The following is a 20310-nucleotide window of genomic DNA, read 5'->3' on the forward strand; positions in this document are numbered from 1 at the left end:
ACGCGCAATGCTCACCTCGAGCAAATTGCTACACAGATAATACGGTGCAATGCTGAACCCAAAGTTTACGAAAGGCTTAATAAACAGGAGATTTCATTTATAGTTAACTTACAAAATTTGTTAATAAAACAGTACTTTAATGTAATTATTTAAGAATTTAATTTGCAAAAAGAAATTTTATTTTTAATCCCATCATGCACGCTTGGCAGATTGATCAAAACCCTGTTCCAGTATTTGTTCTGCAAATGGCTTCGGTTTTACACTTTCAATCTGCATCATCAGATCAGCAATTTTTTCAGGGCTTGAAATTCCGCATTCGTAGATTTGGATTATTTCTCGCACCATTTCGTCTTTCTGAGGAGACGTTATCGGGCAACGACCAAGTTGGTGACACGACGCAACAAATGCTGCCTGTAACTGTTCAAGCGCAGCAGGTGAGAATCGTTTGAAATAATAGTCCCTCGAAAACGGCATACCGGTTCATTCGCTTATTGGTCGTGATCGACCGCATTCCAACTTGCATTTCTTTTTAAACGCAAATCTCTAGTAAATCTGATAATTATATTAGCATAATCGCGGATAGTTTACATTCTGTAACTGATTTCAACTGCGTGCTAATTCCACTCGCGCTGCGATTGCGGCTATTTTTTCAGGGTCACATTCGCCGGTTTGATAAGTCCTGATAATAACACGTGCGAGCTCATTTTTTGCCGCATGTGTTGTTGGGCAACGATCTAGCAGCTCGCAACTGCGATTATATGCAGCTTGCATGAGTTTCAGATCCTCGGGTGTGAACGTTCCGTGATACTCTTTGCCTCTGAATGGCATGTTGTTCTCCCCCATCAAATTTATGATTGAAGCTTGTATTTTCGCCGAAAGCAACATCATTTTTAGCCAAACCTGATATACAAGATTTAAGCGTTAACGATGCAGATTTTAATAATCTTCACAGCCATGGAGCCTGTCTATATAAGTCAGCAACAAGATCTAATAAAAAGGAAGCGATAGTGAAAATCGGCGTCGTTACAATTTCTGACCGTGCAAGTCGCGGTGAATATGAAGATTTGAGCGGACCAGCTATCGAAAACTGGTTGAAAAACGCAATAGTAACGCCATACGAAATCATCAGTCGCGTGATACCTGATGGTATGGAGTCTGTCCGCGATACTCTTATTAATCTTGCTGACAACGATGCTTGCGATCTTATCCTGACGACCGGCGGCACTGGCCCTGGCCCGCGAGACGAAACGCCGGAGGCAATGAAGGCTGTTCTTCACAAAGAGCTGCCGGGGTTCGGCGAACAAATGCGTCGTGCAAGTCTCGAACAGACGCCGACTGCAATTTTGTCCCGTCAGACAGCTGGCAGTCGCGGCAAGACTTTTATCATCAACCTCCCAGGAAAGCCCGTTTCGATTGCAATGACCTTGCAAGCGATCTTCCCCGCTGTGCCCTATTGCCTTGATCTTATTGGTGCGGGCCGGATCGAAACCGACCCATCGGTCGTCAAAACACATCGCCCCAGTTGATTTTGCGCATTATCGCGAGCAACTTTTATTGCGTCGCGACGAAATTGCGCAACCCTGCTTTGCACTTTTGCATAATTAGTACACTTGCATTTCTCTAATTTGAGGCCGACTATCAGCGAAAAATAAGGGGAAATAAGTGAAGCCATTTGATGAGATGCTTAATAACGGTGGAAGCGTCCGCCAACCATATGAATTTCTCAAGCAGTGGCTGGATGAGCAGGATCAGCACAAACTCTTGCAAAAGACAGTAGATGCTGAGAGCGTTTTCCGCAAAACCGGCATCACTTTCGCAGTCTATGGTGATGAAGACGCTGCAGAACGCCTAATTCCGTTCGATATTATTCCACGTATCATATCTGGTCAGGAATGGCGGCGGCTTTCGCAGGGAATTGAACAACGCGTGATGGCGCTCAATGCTTTTCTGGATGATATTTATCACCGTCAGGAAATCGTCAGGGCAGGTCGTATTCCAAAAGAGCTGATCACCAACAATGAGGCATTCTTGCCTGAAATGATTGGTTTCCGCCCACCCGGCAATGTTTATACGCACATTATCGGGGTCGATATTGTGCGCACCGCTGAAAATCAGTTTTATGTGCTTGAAGACAATGCCCGCACGCCGTCCGGTGTTTCCTATATGTTGGAAAACCGCGAAACAATGATGCAGCTTTTTCCAGAGCTGTTTCAAAATGTTAAAGTGCGCCCGGTGGAAAACTATCCACAATTGCTGCGTCAGTCGTTGGCAAGTGTTGCGCCACCCGGAACGCAAGGCGTGCCAACAGTCGCTGTTCTTACGCCGGGTATTTATAATTCTGCCTATTTTGAACACGCGTTTTTGGCTGATCAGATGGGCGTCGAATTGGTGGAAGGCAGTGATCTCCGCGTCGTGGACGGTCGTGTTGCGATGCGAACCACCAAAGGATATCGTAACATTGACGTGCTTTATCGTCGTGTTGATGATGATTTTCTCGACCCTCTGACATTCAGGCCGGAGTCAACGCTGGGCGTTGCAGGTATTATGGATGTCTATCGCGCAGGAAACATAACCATCGCCAATGCGCCTGGAACTGGTATCGCTGACGACAAGGCAATCTATTCCTATATGCCAGAGATTGTTGAATTTTATACTGGTCGCAAAGCCATTCTTGAAAATGTGCCCACGTGGCGTTGTTCAGAGCCGGACAGCCTTGCCTATGTGCTTGATAATCTCGCCGATCTTGTGGTGAAAGAAGTGCATGGATCGGGAGGCTACGGAATGCTGGTGGGGCCTGCCGCGACCAAGGCCGAACGCGATGCATTTGCGGAAAAGCTGAAAGCGCGCCCGCGTAACTATATTGCACAGCCGACACTGGCGCTTTCGACAACACCGATTTTTACCGAAAGTGGCCTTGCACCGCGCCACGTTGATCTCAGGCCTTTTGTTTTGGTTTCAGATCGTATCCGGATCACCCCCGGAGGGTTGACGCGAGTGGCCCTGAAAGAAGGATCGCTTGTTGTAAACTCCAGTCAGGGTGGTGGAACGAAAGACACCTGGGTGCTCGACGATTAAGATAAAATTACACGCAATAGCTGGCGCAAGATCAGAGCGTGAAAAGGGGAATGAATTTATGCTTCTAGGCCGCACGGCAAACGGACTTTACTGGATGTTTCGCTATATCGAGCGCGCAGAAAACATGGCGCGTCTGGTTGATGCGGGACTGCGTATGGCGCTTACAAAAACATCGGATGCACCGGAAGAGTGGTCTTCTGTCGTTGTGTCGGCTGGCGCGAGCCAGTCATTCTCGGCGAAATATCAGGCTTATAATGCAGCAAACGTAGCTGACTTTCTTCTGCGCGATATGGATAATCCATCCAGTGTCATGGCTTGTATGGAAACAGCGCGTTCAAACGGGCGTATGGTGCGCACAGCACTCACCCGAGAGGCATGGGAAAGTATCAACGAAGCATGGATGGTTCTCAAGAAGTCATTGTGCAAGCCTTTGAAAGAGGCCGATCTGCCGCCACTGCTTGATCAGATCAAGCGCGAAACCGCTTTGATACGGGGTGCGTTTCACGGAACGATGCTGCGCAATGAGATTTTCGATTTTGCCGGTCTAGGCACATTTATTGAACGTGCTGATAACACTGCACGTATCCTTGATGTGAAATATTATGTTCTGCTCCCTGCTGTTTCCTATGTCGGAACCACGCTCGACAACTATCAATGGGAGTCAATTCTCCGTTCAGTTTCCGCGCATAGATCCTATCGATGGGTCTATGACGGAGACTATCGACCGGCACATGTTGCAGATTATCTTATTCTGAACGGGCGGATGCCGCGCTCACTCAATCATTGCTACCAGAGCATCAATGGGCATCTAAGCTTCCTTGCCAAAGATTATGGCGATAGCGATGTGTGCCATGAGACGGCTGACAGAATTTATGCGACGCTGCAAAATCAGGACATCAGTGCCATTTTCGATATCGGCCTGCATGAGTTTCTGACAGAGTTCATTGCGCGGAACAACCGGCTCGGCAACGAGATTGCGGAAACCTATAATTTTTATTGAGGTGATTGCTTGCTGCTCAATATTCGCCACGTTTCCCATTACCGTTATGAAAATCCGGTTCCTTACGCGGTACAGCGTCTGCGCCTTCGTCCGCCTACGCTTCCCGGTCAACTGGTTAAGCATTGGGAATTGAAAATCGAAGGTGGGGAGCCGGAAGTCTCTTATATAGATGGCTTCGGTAACAAAACTGATCTGGTCCAGCATGCGCGCAATGTTACCGAGATCATAATTACAGCCAGTGGCAGCGTCGATGTGGAAGACCGCGTTGGTGTCCTCGGACCAGTCTATGGATATGCCCCTTTGTGGCTGTTTGAACGCGAGACACAGCTAACCTTGCCCGGTGAACATATTCATGCGCTGACGGGTGATTTACAGCCGGGGATGGACCGGTTGGCGTTAATGCATGAATTGATGAATAAAGTTCACGCAGCTGTTGAGTATGTGCCCGGTACCACGAGCGTTGCCACTGATGCTGAAAGTGCATTGGAGGCAGGGAAAGGTGTTTGTCAGGATCACAGCCACATTTTCCTCTCTGCTGCGCGGTCGTTGAAAATTCCTGCTCGTTATGTATCTGGTTATTTGCTGATGGAAGGCACGGATGAGCAGACTGCAAGTCATGCATGGGCGGAGGCGCATGTCGAGGGCTTGGGTTGGGTCGGTTTTGATGCGGCAAACAATGTCTGCCCTAATGATCGCTATGTGAGGCTCGCGACGGGATTGGATTATCGCGATGCGGCACCGATTTCGGGGGTAAGGCTTGGAGGAGCCGTTGAAAGTCTTGCGGTCCACATCAATGTAGGGCAGTGATTAAATCAACTTAGGATTTGCCTGCCGGAAATTGTCGATGACTTATTGCGTTGGAATGAAAATTGATCGTGGCCTCGTGTTCATGTCGGATACGCGGACGAATGCCGGTCTCGATAATATTTCTAAATTCTCGAAAATGCGGACATGGACAAAACCTGGTGATCGGGTGATTGTTCTCCTATCGGCTGGAAATCTTGCAACCACACAGGCGGTTTCAAGCTTGCTCGATGAACGCATGAAAGCGCCGGAGGAGCGTCATCCGTCATTGTTTGATGCGCCGTCGATGTTTCAGGTCGCCCGCCTGATTGGTGATACGGTTAAGGAAGTCATCAAGAATTCTGCAACAGGTGGCCAGAACGCCGATGCATTTGGAGCATCCTTTATTCTCGGTGGCCAGATCGAAGGCGGACAACCGCGATTATTTTATATTTATCCTGAGGGTAATTTTATCGAAAGCTCTGAGGATACACCATTCTTCCAGATTGGTGAAAACAAGTATGGCAAACCAATACTGGTGCGTGCCTATCGGCCAGATATGAGCTTTGAGGACGCAGTAAAGCTGCTTCTGGTATCGTTTGACTCAACGTTGAAAGCTAATCTCTCCGTCGGGTTGCCGCTCGACATGCAGCTCTATGAGACGGACAGCCTCAAATTGGGTGAGCATCGCCGCTTTGAAGCCAGTGATCCTTATTATCAGACGGTGTCGGAAAGCTGGTCTGAAGCCTTGAAGGCTGCATTAGAGCAGCTTCCGCCATTTAGCTTCGAGAAATAGAAAATGGCCGGGCGATTCAGCACCCGGCCATTTCTGTTTAGTCTTTTGTGACCGTGGCAACATAATTGGCATCTGCAACCATGTCGAAGTTGTGCACATTCGCGCCCGTTACCGCCGTTTCGATCTGCTGATAAATGACAGCAATCGGGCTTGTATCCTGAAATTTCTTCTGAATATCATGATACATTGCTTCACGCTTTGCCGTATCGCGCTCTTCGGCTGCAGCCATGGTTTCTGCTGTCAGCTCAGGAATGTCCCATGAAGCCTGCCATGCAGTGGTACGAAGATTAACTTCATCACCATTGTTCGGATTGTTGGTGAATGTGACGGCATTGGTATGAGGATCCCAATAATCCGGTCCCCAGATGCCAAGCGCAAGCTGGTGTTTACGTGCACGGACTGTTGTTGTCGTGAGTTTGCCATCGCCCTGCAAAATTTCGACATTGACGCCAGCTTTGGCCATAGTCTGCTGAATGTTTTCTGCAATACCGACATAAGGCTGAGTGTTTCGGACGTTCAGCGTGACGCTGATACCATCTTTTAAGCCAGCTTTTTCAAGTAGTTCCTTTGCTTTTTCAACATTATAGCTGAAAGGATTGTCATCAATCGCGCCAAACATGCCGACAGGCAGGAATGACTGATGCTTACGGCCAATTCCCTTGATAAGCGTGCCTTCAATTGTATCGTAGTCGATGAGATATTTTAGCGCCTGGCGCACTTCAGGCTTGGCCAAATCGGGAACGTTCTGGTTCATCGACAGATAATAAACACGGCCTTTTGGAGCGTTGATCACATTAAATTTGCTGTCTTTTGCGAGCTGCTCAATGTCTCCAGGTTCAAGATTGCGCGCAATGTCAATGTCGCCGGCCTCAAGCAAAAGGCGCTGCGACATGCCTTCTTTGACATGGCGATAGATGATGCGCTTCATTGCCGGTGTGGCATCTGTGTAGTTGTCATTTCGTTCAAGCAGCAGCACTTCATTGGCGCGCCACTGTTTGAGTGCAAACGGACCTGACCCAGCATAGTTGTTCTTCAGCCACTCATAGCCGAAGTCTGTCTCAAATGGGTAGGTGTCGGTTTTCTCCGTCTTCTGTTCGTGTTCCTTGACCAACTTGCTGTCAACAATCGATGCAACACTTGATGTCAGGCAGTTCATCACGAAGCTGGGCGCAAACGGCTTACCGGTTGTGAAAACAAAAGTCTTATCATCTACTGCGACGGCATTTTGCTCAACATTATCAGCCGTAATACCAAACTGGCTCAGGATAAAAGCCGGGCTTTTATCGAGCTTGATCGCGCGCTGTATCGAATAAGCAGCGTCGTGTGCTGTGATGGGATTGCCCGATGCAAACTTCAAGCCATCGCGGATTTTGAAGGTGATGGACTTGCCATCGTCCGAAAAAGTCCAGCTTTCAGCAATCTGTGGAATGATCTTCGTGGGATCTTTTGTGTCTGTGGTAACCAGGCGCTCGTAAGTGCTGGTCAGCATTTCCGACGTGGTGATTTCAAAGATTTCGGCTGGATCAAGCGAAATAATGTCATCAATGCTCATGGCGATCACCAGCGTATCAGCCGGTGTTGCAGCTTTGACCGCTTGCGGTGATGCGGAAAGGCACAGGGCGAATACGAGTGCGGCTGGAATAGTTGAGCGCATCAGGCGCTTTGGAGCGGTTAACTTCATGCTTTGTCCCTCTGGAAATCACTGCTCTTTACAAGCCTGTGATCATCGATATGTCATGCGTTTCAAGAGTATATTCCCGGATACGACTCTCAAATATGCCTTCACAATAGATTCTGATTTTTGAGGGTATACAATAGTCAGAGGGACCTGCTGGCAAATAAAAAAGCGGCTGGAAAATCCAGCCGCTTTTCGCATGGAATTTGAACGAATTATCCGAAGACTTTGAAGCGCTCGGCGTCGTCCATGAAACTCTTTTCGCCAAATGGCTGTTCATTCGAGCCGAATGGCATTTGAGCGCGCAGCTTCCAAGAAGATGGCACACCCCAAGTCTTGGCGACTTCTGCGTCGATCAGAGGATTATAGTGCTGAAGGCTTGCCCCAATGTTTTCGTTCGCCAGAGCTGACCAGACAGAAAGCTGTGCCATACCGCCAGCCTGTTCAGACCAGACAGGGAAGTTATCGGCATACAGTGCAAACTGTTCCTGAAGACTCTTAACAACGTCCTGATCTTCAAAGAACAGAACAGTACCGGCGCCGGCAGCAAAGCTGTCAAGCTTGGCTTCAGTCTGTTCAAAGGCATCAGCAGGGACGATTTTACGAAGTTCTTCCTTGGCAATGTTCCAAAGCTTATCGCTTTCAGCGCCAAATAGGATCACAGCGCGCGAGCTCTGCGAGTTGAAGGAAGATGGGGAATGCTTTACTGCTTCACGGATCAGTTCTGCAACGGCATCCTTGGAGATTGGGAGATTCTTACCAAGTGCGTATTGCGTGCGGCGCTTTTTAAGGGCGTCAATATAGCTATTGCTCATCGTACATGTCCTGTTGTTATGGCGATTCTGCACTGCAAACCTAATGCAGCAAACTGAAAACTGTTATCTGAAATATTGTGATTTTTGAATGAGAAGCCAGCCCATGTTTCTGAAACACACTGTCAACAGATGTGGTGTCTTTTCATTTCACTGTTTTGTTTTTCGATCATAGTTAGAGCGGTCAGTTATCACGAAACTGCTTTTAGCTTTTATATTCAAACGAAATCTGACAAAATTTATCGGAAATAAAAGGAGCCTAGAAAAGTGGACACGAGACTTGTTCGTGATCAACTCAAGGCAAATGGGGTTTATGATTTGAAGTCATTTATTATCATTGGTGGTGGGGCGAGCGGCGTGCTGATCGCCGCTCAATTGCTTAAACAGTCGTCCGAAGCGCAAATTAGAATTTTTGAGCGCACTGGCAATATCGGGGCGGGGATCGCTTACTCGACAGAGAATCCCAATCATCTGCTTAATGTTCGCGCCAGCAATATGAGTGCATTTGCGGACGAACCAGATCATTTTCTGAACTGGCTTAAAACATGTGACAAGACGGCCTCAGAAGGCAAATGGGAAGCCCAATCTTTCGTGCCCCGTTGCGTTTATCATCGCTATCTCAACGATCTCCTCAAACCACATTTGGAAGCCGATACGCCACGCATTTTTATTGAGAATGAAGAGGTCATCGAAATTGCGTTTAAAGGCAAGCAACCGCTCGTCGTAACAACCAAAGGACAGAGTTTTTCAGCAGGCGCGATCATTATTGCTACCGGTAACGAGCCAGCCATCGCGAAGTCAGGTGATCTTGTGACTGAATACTGGTCGAGTAATGGCTATTTTAATATTCCGGCAGACCATTCAGTTGCTATTTTCGGCACCGGTCTGTCGATGGTCGATAGCGTGATTTCCTTGCTCGATAAAGGGCATAAAGGTGAAATTCATGCAATTTCGCGCCGAGGACTCATTCCTGCTTCACACGTGCACACTGCCCCATTTCCGATAGAAGAAAATGCGCTACCAATAGCTGACGGTTTACCTGCGCTGATCCGCGTAGTCCGTAAGATGATTTCGCAATGCGAAGCGCGAGGTATAAACTGGCGTGGCGTGATTGATGGCCTTCGACCGCACACCAAAAACATTTGGAATCACCTGCCGTTGCGTCAGCGCAAGAGTTTTTTGCGACACTTGCGACCTTGGTGGGATGTTCATCGTCACCGCATGGCGCCGGCTATCGCAAATCGCATTGAAGCAGCACAACAATCCGGCCAGCTAACCATTACCGCAGCCCATCTTTTATCTGTCAAAAATAAAGGCGAACATATTGCAGTCCGTTATCGCAGACGTCATGCATTGAAGGATATTGAACAGAATGTTCAGTCCATCATTGATTGTCGTGGGGGAAGCTCACGCTTTTCAACGACACGGAATGCAGCGTTGATGAGTTTGATGGAGAGTGGTTTGGGTAAACCGGATCTTCTCGATCTCGGTCTAGATGTGACAGCGGACTTGCAGCTTGTGAACGCCCGGGGTGAACTGTCGGGACCCATATTTGCTATTGGTCCCGTAACCAAGGGTTTGTTCTGGGAAGTGACAGCTGTGCCAGATATTCGTGTACAGGCTGCACAACTATCAAAAACGCTTCTCGAAGGTTAGGAATCACTTATTCAATGAATTTGGCCCTTGTCATTTGATCGCAAAAATTGCCGGGCAATATGTCTGATAAGAAGCAGCCGCTCGGAAGGTTCATGCCATGAAAGCGGTTTTCTGAATCACTTGTAGAATAAAATGATTCAAAATAATGCGATAAGCCATTGAAAGCTATTGCCATAAAAGTGCCTAGCCGGTCATAATAAAGACATTGGAACATATGATTCCTCTCGACACCTTACCGGAGCGTTTTTGTTGCTGTTTTCTTGAGCGGTGCCTGCTTCGGATCAACCTTGATTACGGATAGGAGGCCTTGGGCGCATGACGATGGACGGCAGGATGCTCTTTTTGCTGGTCCTTCTTCCGTTTCTTGGCAGCGCTGTTACAGGTCTATTTCGTGGAGTTGATAGAAGCGGATCTGCCTGGTTTACGGCGGCAATCGCCCTTGTTGCTTTTGTCATCACCACAAGCCTTTACCCGATAGTGGCGGACGGTGGCGTCGTTCGGGGATCGATCGACTGGCTCCCGAATTACGGGTTAAACGTAACCTTCCGCATGGATGGTTTTGCATGGCTTTTTGCCATGCTTATCACCGGCATCGGTTTGCTTGTCGTGATCTATGCGCGTTACTACATGTCGCCCGAAGACCCTGTCCCGCGCTTTTTCTCTTTTCTGCTATCATTTATGGGATCAATGCTCGGCGTGGTTTTGTCGGGTAATATCGTGCTGCTTGCAGTTTTCTGGGAGCTTACGAGTATCTTCTCGTTCCTGTTGATCGGCTACTGGTATCACAATGCCAGTGCGCGGGATGGCGCACGTATGGCGCTGACTGTGACGGGTATTGGTGGCTTCTGCTTGCTGGCTGGCGTGTTGCTGCTTGGCCATATCGTTGGCAGTTATGATCTCGACAAGGTTTTAGAAGCCGGGAATGTCGTTAGAACACATCCGCTTTACACAGTCGCTCTCGTTCTTATTTTGATGGCAGCTTTTACAAAGTCTGCGCAATTTCCATTTCATTTCTGGTTACCCAATGCAATGGCTGCGCCGACACCGGTTTCTGCCTATCTGCATTCCGCAACAATGGTGAAGGCTGGTGTCTTCCTGCTGGCGCGTCTGTGGCCGGTTTTCGCGGGTACCGAAGAATGGTTCTGGATTCTTGGATTGGCGGGTTTGACAACCTTGTTGATCGGCAGCTTCTTTGCTGTTTTCCAGCAAGATTTGAAAGGTTTGCTCGCTTATTCGACCATCAGTAATCTTGGACTGGTCACAGCCCTTTTAAGTCTTGGCAGTCCACTCGCGGCTGTCGCTGCGATTTTTCACATGGTCAACCATGCGATTTTCAAAGCTTCGCTGTTTATGGCTGCTGGCATCATCGACCATGAAACTGGCACGCGTGATATGCGTAAGCTCAGCGGTCTCGCGCGTGCTATGCCCTATACCGCGACGCTTGCCATGGTGGCCAGTGCTTCGATGGCCGGCGTTCCGCTCCTCAATGGCTTCCTTTCCAAGGAAATGTTTTTTGCCGAAGCGGTCGAAACACACATGGCTTCGACTCTTGATACACTCACACCTTATATCGCGACATTGGCTGGTATTTTCACCGTCGCTTATTCGGTTCGGTTTATCTATTCGACGTTTTTCGGGCCAGCGCCACACGATTTGCCGAAAACACCGCATGAGCCGCCACACTGGATGCGCCGTCCAATCGAGCTTCTGGTATTGCTTTGCCTATTGATTGGTATCGTGCCGAATATCGCGATTGGTCCGTTTTTGCATTCGGCTGTTACGTCGGTTCTGGGCGATGCGACCCCGCAATACAGTCTCTCTGTCTGGCATGGATTCAATCTCCCGCTGATGATGAGTATCGTGGCCATGATTGGTGGCGTTATTCTCTTCTGGACGCTCAAGAATTATCTTGCGACCAGCGAAGATGGCCCGCCGTTTTTCCGCCATTTGCAGGGGCAGCGCATTTTTGAGCGTGTTCTTGTTACTGTCTCGTGGAACTGGGCACGTAAGGCTGAGAGTTTCTTGAGCACGCGGCGTCTTCAGCCGCAGCTACGCATCGTTGTGGGTTTCGCACTCGTTGCTGCCGCATGGCCTATTTTGGAAGATGGTATCCACGTAGGCATCCTGGGTGTGCAACCAGTTGATCCAATTTTTGCGGGTCTCTGGATTCTTGGCGGTGCTTGTGCAATCGGTGCTGCTTATCAGGCCAAGTATCATCGTCTTGCAGCTCTGATATTGCTTGGCGGAGCCGGTCTCATCACCTGTATAACTTTTGTTTGGCTTTCGGCCCCGGACTTGGCTGTAACGCAGTTGCTGGTCGAAATCGTGACGACCGTTCTCCTGTTGCTTGGACTTCGCTGGCTGCCAAAGCGCTTCGAGGATCCGGATCCGGTTCCTGTGAAGTTTGGTCCGCGCATTCGGCGTTATCGCGATTTTGTCCTTGCGATTGGCAGTGGTGTCGGTGTGTTCATTGTGTCCTACGCAATGATGACCCGCCCATCACCCGAAAGCATTGGCGACTTCTTCCTGCAAAATGCCTATTCAGGTGGCGGCGGCAAAAATGTCGTGAATGTGACCCTCGTCGATTTCCGCGCCTTTGATACGTTTGGCGAAATTGCCGTTCTTGGCATTGTCGGTCTGACTGTTTACGCACTGCTGCGTCGTTTCCGCCCGGCACCCGATAGCACGGGCTCTACAGCACAGCAAAAAATACAGGATGCTTACGATGAAGCGATGGAAGATCGTGAGAAGGGCGAAACGCTAACCGATTATCTGGCGGTACCATCGGTCATCATGAAATGGCTGTTCCCGGTTATCATCGTGCTGGCGGTTCACTTGATCCTGCGCGGGCATGATCTTCCCGGTGGTGGTTTTGCTGCTGGTATCACTTTGGCGATTGCGTTCATTTTACAGTATCTGGCAGCAGGCACGCGGTGGGTTGAGGATCACCTGCGCATTCTGCCTGTACGATGGATTGGTTTCGGCTTGCTCATTGCAGCTGCGACTGGAGCCGGGGCATGGCTGTTTGGTTATCCATTCCTGACGAGCTTCTTCCAATATGCTGATATTCCATATGTCGGTAAAATGCCGGTCGCAAGCGCCCTCGTGTTCGATATTGGCGTCTTTGCGCTTGTTGTCGGTGCAACAGTGTTGATGTTGATTGCGCTGGCGCATCAGTCGATCCGTAAACATCGCGTCGAAAAGCTGGCTGCTGCGAAGGAGGACAACTAATGGAGCTCGTTCTCGCTGTCGCAATCGGGGTTCTTATGTCATCCGGCGTGTGGCTGATTTTGCGTCCGCGCACATTTCAGGTGGCAATTGGGCTCGCACTCGTTTCCTACGCAGTGAACCTGTTTATTTTTTCGATGGGCCGGTTGCGTACAAACGCACCGCCTGTGCTTGATTCCGGTATCAATGTTCAGGCGGCGCAATATACTGATCCCGTGCCACAGGCATTGGTACTGACTGCAATTGTTATCGGATTTGCAATGACGGCTCTTTTCCTTGTCGTTCTGCTCGCATCGCGCGGTCTGACGCGAACCGACCACGTTGACGGCAAGGAGAATTGATTTTGGATTGGAAATCACATCTCATTGTTGCACCAATTCTGCTGCCACTTGTGACGGCAGCATTTCTGCTGCTGTTTGATGAGCGCAAACGCAAGCTGAAAATGGCAATCAATACGATTTCCATCATTGGCTTAATTGCTATCGCATTTACATTGCTTGGTGTTGCGAGTGATATTGCTCCAGCAGCCGATGTGTACCTGATTGGTAACTGGCCTGCACCTTTTGGCATCGTTCTGGTGCTTGATCGTCTTGCGGCATTAATGCTGGTGTTGACCAGTGTGCTGGCATTGGCAGCATTAAGTTTTGCATTGGCGCATTGGCACAAAGCCAGCCCGAATTTTCATACGATTTTTCAGCTTCTGCTGATGGGCTTGAACGGAGCGTTTCTTACTGGCGATCTGTTCAATCTGTTCGTTTTCTTCGAAGTTATGCTGGCAGCGTCTTACGCTCTGGCGTTGCATGGTTCCGGGCCTGCGCGCGTAAAGGCAGGCATGCATTACATCGCAGTCAACCTTGTGGCGTCCTCCTTGTTCCTGATTGGCGTCAGTCTGATCTATGGCGTTACGGGTACGCTGAACATGGCAGATCTGGCGCGCAAGATTTCGCAGGTTGCAGCTGAAGATCGCATGTTGCTTGAAGCGGGAGCTGCAATTCTGGCTGTAGCATTTCTCGTGAAAGCAGGTATGTGGCCGCTTAATTTCTGGTTGGTCCCGACGTATACCGTTGCTGCAGCGCCGATCGCAGCAATCTTTGCGATCATGAGTAAGGTCGGCATTTACGTATTGCTGCGCTTATCGCCGCTCATGTTTGGCATTGGTGCCGGAGAATCCTATGGTTTCGGCAACGACTGGCTCTATTACGGCGGTATGGTTACGCTGGCATTCGGTCTGATTGGTGTGGTTGCATCTCAGGCTATGGGACGCTTGGCGAGCTATAGTATTCTGGTTTCTTCTGGAACTTTGCTTGCAGCAATCGGTAGCGGGAATACCGCAATGACTGGCGCTGCACTGTTTTATATGGTCAGTTCGACCTTAACGATTGCGGCTTTCTTCCTCTTGATCGAATTGGTGGAGCGCGGTCAGGACGCTGCAGCTAACGTTCTGGCTGTCACGATAGAGGCCTATGGTGATGACGAAGAGGAAGAGGAAGAAGAGGAAGTTGGCGTCGTTCTGCCAGCGACACTTGCTATTCTTGGTACCTGCTTTGCAATCGTCGCCATCTTGCTTATTGGTCTTCCACCATTTTCAGGCTTCATAGCAAAATTCCTGATCCTTGCGGCGGTGTTCAATGGTGACGGAGCTGCACCAACATTGGCAATGCCGGTTAGCCCGGCAAGCTGGACATTAATCGCGCTTATTCTGTTGTCTGGCCTCTCTGCGCTGATTGCGATGACCCGTACAGGTATCCGCACGTTCTGGGCATCACTCGAAGGCAACGTTCCACGCGTGCTTGTACGTGAAGTGGTGCCAATTGCAGGCCTTCTGGCTGTTTGTCTTGCACTCACAATTGGGGCGGGTCCGGCCATGCGATATATGGATGCGACTGCCCGCTCACTTCATTCACCGCAAGATTACATCAACAGTGTGCTTAAAGCGCCGCGCGTGAGCGGAGAGACGGTGGAGGTAAAATGAAAAAAATTCTGCCTTTTCCGCTGCTTTTTTTAGCGCTGATCATATTCTGGCTTTTGCTCAACGGTTTCACGCGCGCGCAACTGCTCCTATCAGTTCCGATTGCGTTGTTAGCTTGCTATGCAATGACTGCGCTACAGCCGCAAAAAAATCATCTGCGCTCAATTCCAACGATGATTTGGCTTTTCGGTGTGGTGAGCATTGATATTCTGACGTCTAACTTAGCTGTGGTGAAACTAATCCTGTCACCTCGAATGCAGCGACATCCCGGTTTTGTCGTTATTCCGTTAGAGCTTGAAAACCGGACTGCGCTGGCAGTGCTCGCTTGCATTATCACGACAACGCCGGGTACCGCATGGGTTGATTACAATGTCGCTCGCAAGGCACTGACAATCCATGTCCTCGATCTCGAAGATGCGAAGGCATGGCGTACCCTAATCAAGCAACGCTATGAGCAGCCGCTTATCCGAATATTTGGTGCAAGAGATATCAATAAAGAGGAGCAATCAGCATGAGTGCAGTCATTCTTTTCTGGTCGCTGCTCGCTGCACAGATCATGCTCGTCGCCGCAATGGGCTGCGTTGTTTACCGTTTGCTGGTCGGACCGCGAGCGCAGGATCGTGTCCTCGCGACAGATGCTCTTTATCTTAATGCACTCTTATTGTTGCTGACCTTCGGCATGCGCACGGGCAGCGTAATTTATTTTGAAGCTGCCCTGATCATTTCATTGCTTGGCTTTGTTGCCACGGTAGCACTTGCAAAATTCCTGATGCGAGGGGAGGTGATCGAATGATCGGAGCTGCTGATCTACCCGTCTGGGCTGCAATCGTGATTTCGTTTTTTCTTGTTGCCGGCGCATTCCTGACGCTCGTCGGATGTATAGGTCTTGTCCGTTTTAAAAGCTTTTATGAACGTATTCATGCGCCAACGATAGGCTCCTCGTTCGGCGCTGGCGGAATCTTGATCGCTTCCATCATGTTTTTCTCCATCTTGCAATCCAAGCCGATTCTGCATGAAGTGTTGATTACGGTTTTTGTGGTCATCACAACGCCGGTAACGCTCATGTTGCTAAGCCGTGCAGTGATTCATCGTGATCAAACGCAGGATAGCAAAGAGCTTCCTTCTTCTTCCGACCAGAAATGATGGTTGGAAGCATCTGCCCGAGGCATTTGGAGGAGTGCTGAGGGCTGCGGCCAATTGTCCATATGGAGCAAGTATCCAGACATGCGGATTGAAGGATCAGGCAATTTAAATTATCTGAATTTCAGTAATTTCTGAAAGTTCAGAATTTACGGGAGAGAAGACTTGGAATTAACGCCAATTGTTCAGTCGTTTGTACTCCACTTCGGAGAGATGGGTAGCCGCTGGGGTATCAACCGTACGGTTGGTCAAATTTATGCCCTGCTGTACCTGTCGTCTGAGCCTCTATGTGCGGACGATATTGTTGATGCGCTCGGTGTGTCGCGCTCCAATGTTTCGATGGGCATACGTGAGTTGCAAGGCTGGAACCTTGTGCTGCTCAAACACATACCCGGAGATCGCCGCGACTTTTTCACTACGCCAGGCGATGTATGGGTGATCTTGCGAACTTTGGCTGAGGAACGCAAGAAGCGCGAAATCGACCCCACATTGTCAGTGTTGCGTGAAGTTCTGATGGAACAGCCACAAGACGATGGTGACAAGTTTGCACAGGAGCGCATGAAGGACATGTATGCGCTTATTGAGCGACTTACCAACTGGTATGACGACGTTAAGAAGCTCGATACAGATCGATTAACCAGCCTTCTGGCGCTTGGTGCCAAGGTTACGCGTTTTCTGGAAACGACCGACAGGATCGTAGCACTGGGACGCGGCAGAACAGCGGCCAAAAAGGAGCCTAAGCGAGAGTGACAGTCGCGAGCCCCCAGACAGAAGAAGTGACGCAACAAGACAGCGAAAAAACGAATGAAAATCGTCGTTCGCGTCGCCGTCCAGTTCCTTCTCTCCTGAAAAAAGGGGCAAGGCTGCAAGCAGTGGCAGCACTTATATGGCTGCCACAAGCAGCAATTCTCGCTTACGGCGTGGGTATGCTTGCAGATACTGGCTTCCACGCCACAATTTACTATCTGGCTGCAGCACTTTTTTTCCTGGGTTGCATACGTAGTTTGCTTGATGCCAGTGGCGGTGCAATGGCGTTCGATGCTGCACGAGCTGAACTGGCCAAGCTTCGCGAAAAAGCAGTAACGGCGCTCGCCCAAGGATCACCTTTAGACGCATTACGCCCATCATCGGGTGAAGCTGCCAGCATTCTTGCCGAGCAGGCAGAAATGGTTGTTCCTTACCTGTCCCGTTTCGTGCCTGTTCGCATTCGTGTGATGTTGGTCCCGCTCGTAATTCTTGTCGTCGTTTTGTGGTTTTCGTGGATCGCTGCACTTACTTTGCTGATTGCAGCGCCGTTGATCCCGATCTTTATGGCACTGATTGGCTGGCGTGCAAAAGCTGCCAGTGAAAAGCAGCTTGTCGCTTTAGGTGACATGAATGGTTTTTTGCTCGACAGACTTCGCGGTCTGGCAACCATTCGCAGCTTTCATGCCGTTGATTTGACTGCAACGCGATTACGTGAGAATGCGGAAACTTTGCGCAAAAAGACGATGATCGTCTTACGAATTGCGTTTCTTTCTTCAGCCGTTCTGGAGTTATTTGCAGCAATCGGTGTTGCCATGGTTGCTGTTTATATCGGTTTTCATCTTCTGGGAACGCTAGATTTCGGTGCGTGGGGGCATAAACTCTCGCTTGCTGAGGGGTTGTTTATTCTCCTGCTTGCTCCTGCATTTTTCGAGCCTTTGCGTGATCTTTCCGCTGTATGGCATGACAGGGCATCGGGAGAAGCAGCTATTGATGCTCTGGAAAAGCTGGCCACGCATGAAATGGCTGTTCTCGGTGCGGTGAGCGACGTTGATAAGACAGAAGCCGAACCTTCGCTGGCCATGCGCAATGTTTGTTTTCACTACAGCAACGGCCCGGATGTTTTCACCGATTTCAATCTTGATATTGAGCCAGGTGAACATGTCGCCCTCCTGGCACCCAGTGGTTACGGCAAGTCCACTTTGCTTGCCCTGATCGCGGGACTTGCAGCACCGCAGTCAGGAGAGATACGTATAGGCGGCATTGCTCTTGAAGACGAAACTGCTGCAACAATCCGTTCTCGGATGCGATGGGTGGGCCAAAAGCCACATATTTTTGCTGGCAGCGCACGATTCAATATCACGCTTGGCCGCGCTGCGGATGCAAAGAAAACCCAGATGATCGTGGATCAGATGGCACTTGGCCATGTCGCGGGCATTACGGGAGCGGGCGTCATTGGTGAAAACGGTGCCGGACTTTCCGGTGGTGAGGCACTCAGGCTGGCCTTGGCACGTGTTGCTGTTGACCAGGACGCCGACATAATCCTCGCCGATGAGCCAACGGCACATCTCGATTACGAAACGGCAGACCGCATTGCCGATAGTCTCATAAACATTGCCAAGGGCAAGACACTCGTCATTTCCACTCATGACGAGAAACTCGCAGGACGCATGGACCGTATAATTCGGCTGGATGATATGAGCGAAACAAATCAAATCTGGCCAAAGAGGGCTGCGGAATGAACGGTCTTCAAGCACTGCGCCCAATTTTACGCCTTTTCTTCAGAAGCAAGGGCAAACTGCTTTGTGCCGGCATTATCGCCGCGACAATGACAGTGCTTTCAGGCATAGCGCTGCTTGGGCTATCCGGCTGGTTCATTACGGCGACTGCAATTGCAGGCTTGAGTGTTTCAACTGCCATTATTTTTGATGTTTTTATGCCAGCTGCAGGCATTCGTTTTTTTGCGATCCTGCGCACGGGAACGCGCTATCTGGAACGGTTGGTAACACATGAAGCCACTTTGGCTATTCTTGCCGCTCTTCGTGAGAAGCTTTTCAGGGCATGGGCGCGACCTTCCGCAGCGAATGTATTGCTGAAGCGCCCAGCGCGACTTTTGTTCCGGCTGACTGCTGACATCGACGCGCTTGACTCTCTTTATCTGCGTGTTCTCGTACCGGCTGGTGCAGCTCTTGTGACTGCTATCGTTGCAGGTATCGCACTTGGGTTGATGCATCCAGCATTCGGAATTGTGTTCTTGTTGGCGCTGTTGGGATTTGGACTAGGCTTTCCGCTTCGGGCCGCAAGACGTTCGGAAAAACCGATGCGACAGCGTGCAAAAGGAACAGAAGCCTTGCGCGCCCGAACCGTTGATCTTGTGGCCGGACAGACTGAGCTTATCATGGCGGGAAGATTGGTTCATCAAAACGCCAATATCATTCGTGCGGATCGTTACGTTGAATCGAGCGACCGTGTACTGAACCGCATTGAAATTTCAACCGGAGTGAAACTTGGAATACTCCATGCCGGACTGATGGCTGGAGCATTGATCAGTGTCGGGCTCCTCGTGCAGGCAGAACTCATCAATGCGCCTGTGGCTGCGCTGGGACTCCTGATCATTCTGGGTTCAATGGAACCATTTTTAACGCTCAGACGCGGTGCCATGGAGCTCGGTCGCACGATACTTGCGGCGCGTCGTGTTGTTCCGGCATTGGAAACAACTGATACGATTCCGGTATTGTCGTTGCCCGATACTGGCAATTCGGTTGAGATGAGAAATGTATCTTTCTGCCACGAGGGCTCAAATACGAAGTCGCTTGACGGGATTAATCTGACTATATCCGCTGAAGAACGTGTTGCGATCATCGGCGCGAGTGGCGCTGGTAAGTCCACCCTGTTCAACTTGCTTGCAGGTGAGTTACGCGCTGAGAGTGGCGAGGTTCACGCTGTTCCTGCGCGTCTTCTGACGCAACGCACTGAGCTTTTTAAAGACAGTATCCGGGACAATCTCAAACTCGCAAAGCCGGATGCCACCGACGCGGATTTGAATGCTGCATTGGATGCAGCCGGGCTTGGCGAGTTTATGAAAGCCCAGATTGAAGGTTTGGATACAGTTCTGGGCGAAGGCGGACTTGGGCTTTCTGGCGGTCAGGCCAGACGCCTCGCCTTGGCTCGTCTTTTTCTGACGGATGCACCTTTATGGCTGCTGGACGAACCTACCGAAGGGCTCGACCAGGCAACAGCTGAGGATGTGCTTCGTCGCCTAAGCGCTCAGGCACAGGGACGTAGTGTGTTGATAGCAACGCATATTCGACGCGAAGCACAGATTTGTGATCGAGCGATTGTTTTGGATCAAGGCGTACTGGTTAAATCGGTAGACAAGGGACAGGCGCCTTTTGGTGAAACCCTCAATTCCCTGAGGTAAAGTAATATAAG

Annotated in this window: 19 protein-coding genes; 15 read left to right on the forward strand and 4 right to left on the reverse strand. The window is 49.9% G+C overall.

Translation table 11 applies throughout. The features are described from left to right. Nucleotides 1-192 precede the first annotated feature (192 nt). Both H5024_RS17420 and H5024_RS17425 read right to left on the reverse strand, forming a co-directional pair. Entirely contained in the window at nt 193-474 is a 282-nt protein-coding gene (locus tag H5024_RS17420) for a hypothetical protein (RefSeq protein WP_187548356.1), read from the reverse strand. A gap of 129 nt (nt 475-603) precedes the next feature. Then, on the reverse strand, nt 604-888 hold the full coding sequence (locus H5024_RS17425; RefSeq protein ID WP_247875330.1) for a hypothetical protein: 285 nt from the start codon (nt 886-888) through the stop codon (nt 604-606). A 119-nt stretch (nt 889-1007) separates the two neighbouring features. On the opposite strand from H5024_RS17425, the gene mog reads away from it, so the two are divergent. The 5 genes from mog to H5024_RS17450 all read left to right on the forward strand — a co-directional run bounded on the left by mog (nt 1008) and on the right by H5024_RS17450 (nt 5654). After that, nucleotides 1008-1526: a molybdopterin adenylyltransferase gene (gene mog / locus H5024_RS17430; protein ID WP_187548357.1), complete on the forward strand. Its 519-nt coding sequence runs from the start codon at nt 1008-1010 to the stop codon at nt 1524-1526. Nucleotides 1527-1662: 136 nt separating this feature from the next. Further along, nucleotides 1663-3075, forward strand: a complete 1413-nt coding sequence (locus H5024_RS17435) for a circularly permuted type 2 ATP-grasp protein (RefSeq protein ID WP_187548358.1) — start codon at nt 1663-1665, stop codon at nt 3073-3075. Between the two features lie 58 nt (nt 3076-3133). Then, complete coding sequence (locus H5024_RS17440) at nt 3134-4075, forward strand: alpha-E domain-containing protein (protein ID WP_187548359.1); 942 nt, start codon at nt 3134-3136, stop codon at nt 4073-4075. A 9-nt stretch (nt 4076-4084) separates the two neighbouring features. After that, nucleotides 4085-4882, forward strand: coding sequence for a transglutaminase family protein (locus tag H5024_RS17445; protein WP_187548360.1), 798 nt, complete (start codon nt 4085-4087; stop codon nt 4880-4882). 37 nt (nt 4883-4919) lie between these two features. Then, nucleotides 4920-5654, forward strand: a complete 735-nt coding sequence (locus tag H5024_RS17450; RefSeq protein WP_187548361.1) for a proteasome-type protease — start codon at nt 4920-4922, stop codon at nt 5652-5654. Nucleotides 5655-5691: 37 nt separating this feature from the next. Here the strand turns inward: H5024_RS17450 and H5024_RS17455 are convergent, their stop codons facing one another. Both H5024_RS17455 and H5024_RS17460 read right to left on the reverse strand, forming a co-directional pair. Beyond that, nucleotides 5692-7335, reverse strand: coding sequence for an ABC transporter substrate-binding protein (locus H5024_RS17455; RefSeq protein ID WP_187548362.1), 1644 nt, complete (start codon nt 7333-7335; stop codon nt 5692-5694). A gap of 209 nt (nt 7336-7544) precedes the next feature. After that, the gene (locus tag H5024_RS17460; RefSeq protein WP_187548363.1) at nt 7545-8144 is read right to left on the reverse strand and encodes a nitroreductase family protein; all 600 of its coding nucleotides are present in this window, start codon (nt 8142-8144) and stop codon (nt 7545-7547) included. Nucleotides 8145-8459: 315 nt separating this feature from the next. Here H5024_RS17460 and H5024_RS17465 point away from each other — a divergent pair, with 315 nt between their 5' ends. From H5024_RS17465 to cydC, 10 genes are all read left to right on the forward strand, one after another. Beyond that, nucleotides 8460-9797: an FAD/NAD(P)-binding protein gene (locus H5024_RS17465; RefSeq protein ID WP_187548684.1), complete on the forward strand. Its 1338-nt coding sequence runs from the start codon at nt 8460-8462 to the stop codon at nt 9795-9797. A 315-nt stretch (nt 9798-10112) separates the two neighbouring features. After that, entirely contained in the window at nt 10113-13028 is a 2916-nt protein-coding gene (locus H5024_RS17470) for a monovalent cation/H+ antiporter subunit A (protein ID WP_187548364.1), read from the forward strand. Beyond that, nucleotides 13028-13366 (forward strand): Na+/H+ antiporter subunit C, encoded by a 339-nt coding sequence (locus H5024_RS17475; RefSeq protein WP_187548365.1) that lies wholly within the window; start codon nt 13028-13030, stop codon nt 13364-13366. The genes H5024_RS17470 and H5024_RS17475 overlap by 1 nt, the downstream gene beginning before the upstream one ends. A 2-nt stretch (nt 13367-13368) precedes the next feature. Further along, the gene (locus tag H5024_RS17480) at nt 13369-14997 is read left to right on the forward strand and encodes a monovalent cation/H+ antiporter subunit D (RefSeq protein ID WP_187548366.1); all 1629 of its coding nucleotides are present in this window, start codon (nt 13369-13371) and stop codon (nt 14995-14997) included. After that, on the forward strand, nt 14994-15509 hold the full coding sequence (locus H5024_RS17485; RefSeq protein ID WP_187548367.1) for a Na+/H+ antiporter subunit E: 516 nt from the start codon (nt 14994-14996) through the stop codon (nt 15507-15509). The genes H5024_RS17480 and H5024_RS17485 overlap by 4 nt, the downstream gene beginning before the upstream one ends. After that, nucleotides 15506-15787 carry a K+/H+ antiporter subunit F gene (locus H5024_RS17490; RefSeq protein WP_187548368.1) on the forward strand — a complete coding sequence of 94 codons (282 nt, stop codon included), beginning with the start codon at nt 15506-15508 and terminating at the stop codon, nt 15785-15787. The genes H5024_RS17485 and H5024_RS17490 overlap by 4 nt, the downstream gene beginning before the upstream one ends. Then, nucleotides 15784-16137, forward strand: a complete 354-nt coding sequence (gene mnhG / locus H5024_RS17495; protein ID WP_094575081.1) for a monovalent cation/H(+) antiporter subunit G — start codon at nt 15784-15786, stop codon at nt 16135-16137. Before H5024_RS17490 ends, mnhG begins: the two co-directional genes overlap by 4 nt. 162 nt (nt 16138-16299) lie before the next feature. Continuing rightward, nucleotides 16300-16884 (forward strand): GbsR/MarR family transcriptional regulator, encoded by a 585-nt coding sequence (locus H5024_RS17500; protein WP_187548369.1) that lies wholly within the window; start codon nt 16300-16302, stop codon nt 16882-16884. Beyond that, nucleotides 16881-18620, forward strand: a complete 1740-nt coding sequence (gene cydD, locus H5024_RS17505; RefSeq protein WP_187548370.1) for a thiol reductant ABC exporter subunit CydD — start codon at nt 16881-16883, stop codon at nt 18618-18620. The genes H5024_RS17500 and cydD overlap by 4 nt, the downstream gene beginning before the upstream one ends. Further along, nucleotides 18617-20299, forward strand: coding sequence for a thiol reductant ABC exporter subunit CydC (gene cydC / locus H5024_RS17510; RefSeq protein ID WP_187548371.1), 1683 nt, complete (start codon nt 18617-18619; stop codon nt 20297-20299). Before cydD ends, cydC begins: the two co-directional genes overlap by 4 nt. Nucleotides 20300-20310: the final 11 nt, after the last annotated feature.

Source organism: Ochrobactrum sp. Marseille-Q0166, from assembly GCF_014397025.1.
Lineage (GTDB): Bacteria > Pseudomonadota > Alphaproteobacteria > Rhizobiales > Rhizobiaceae > Brucella.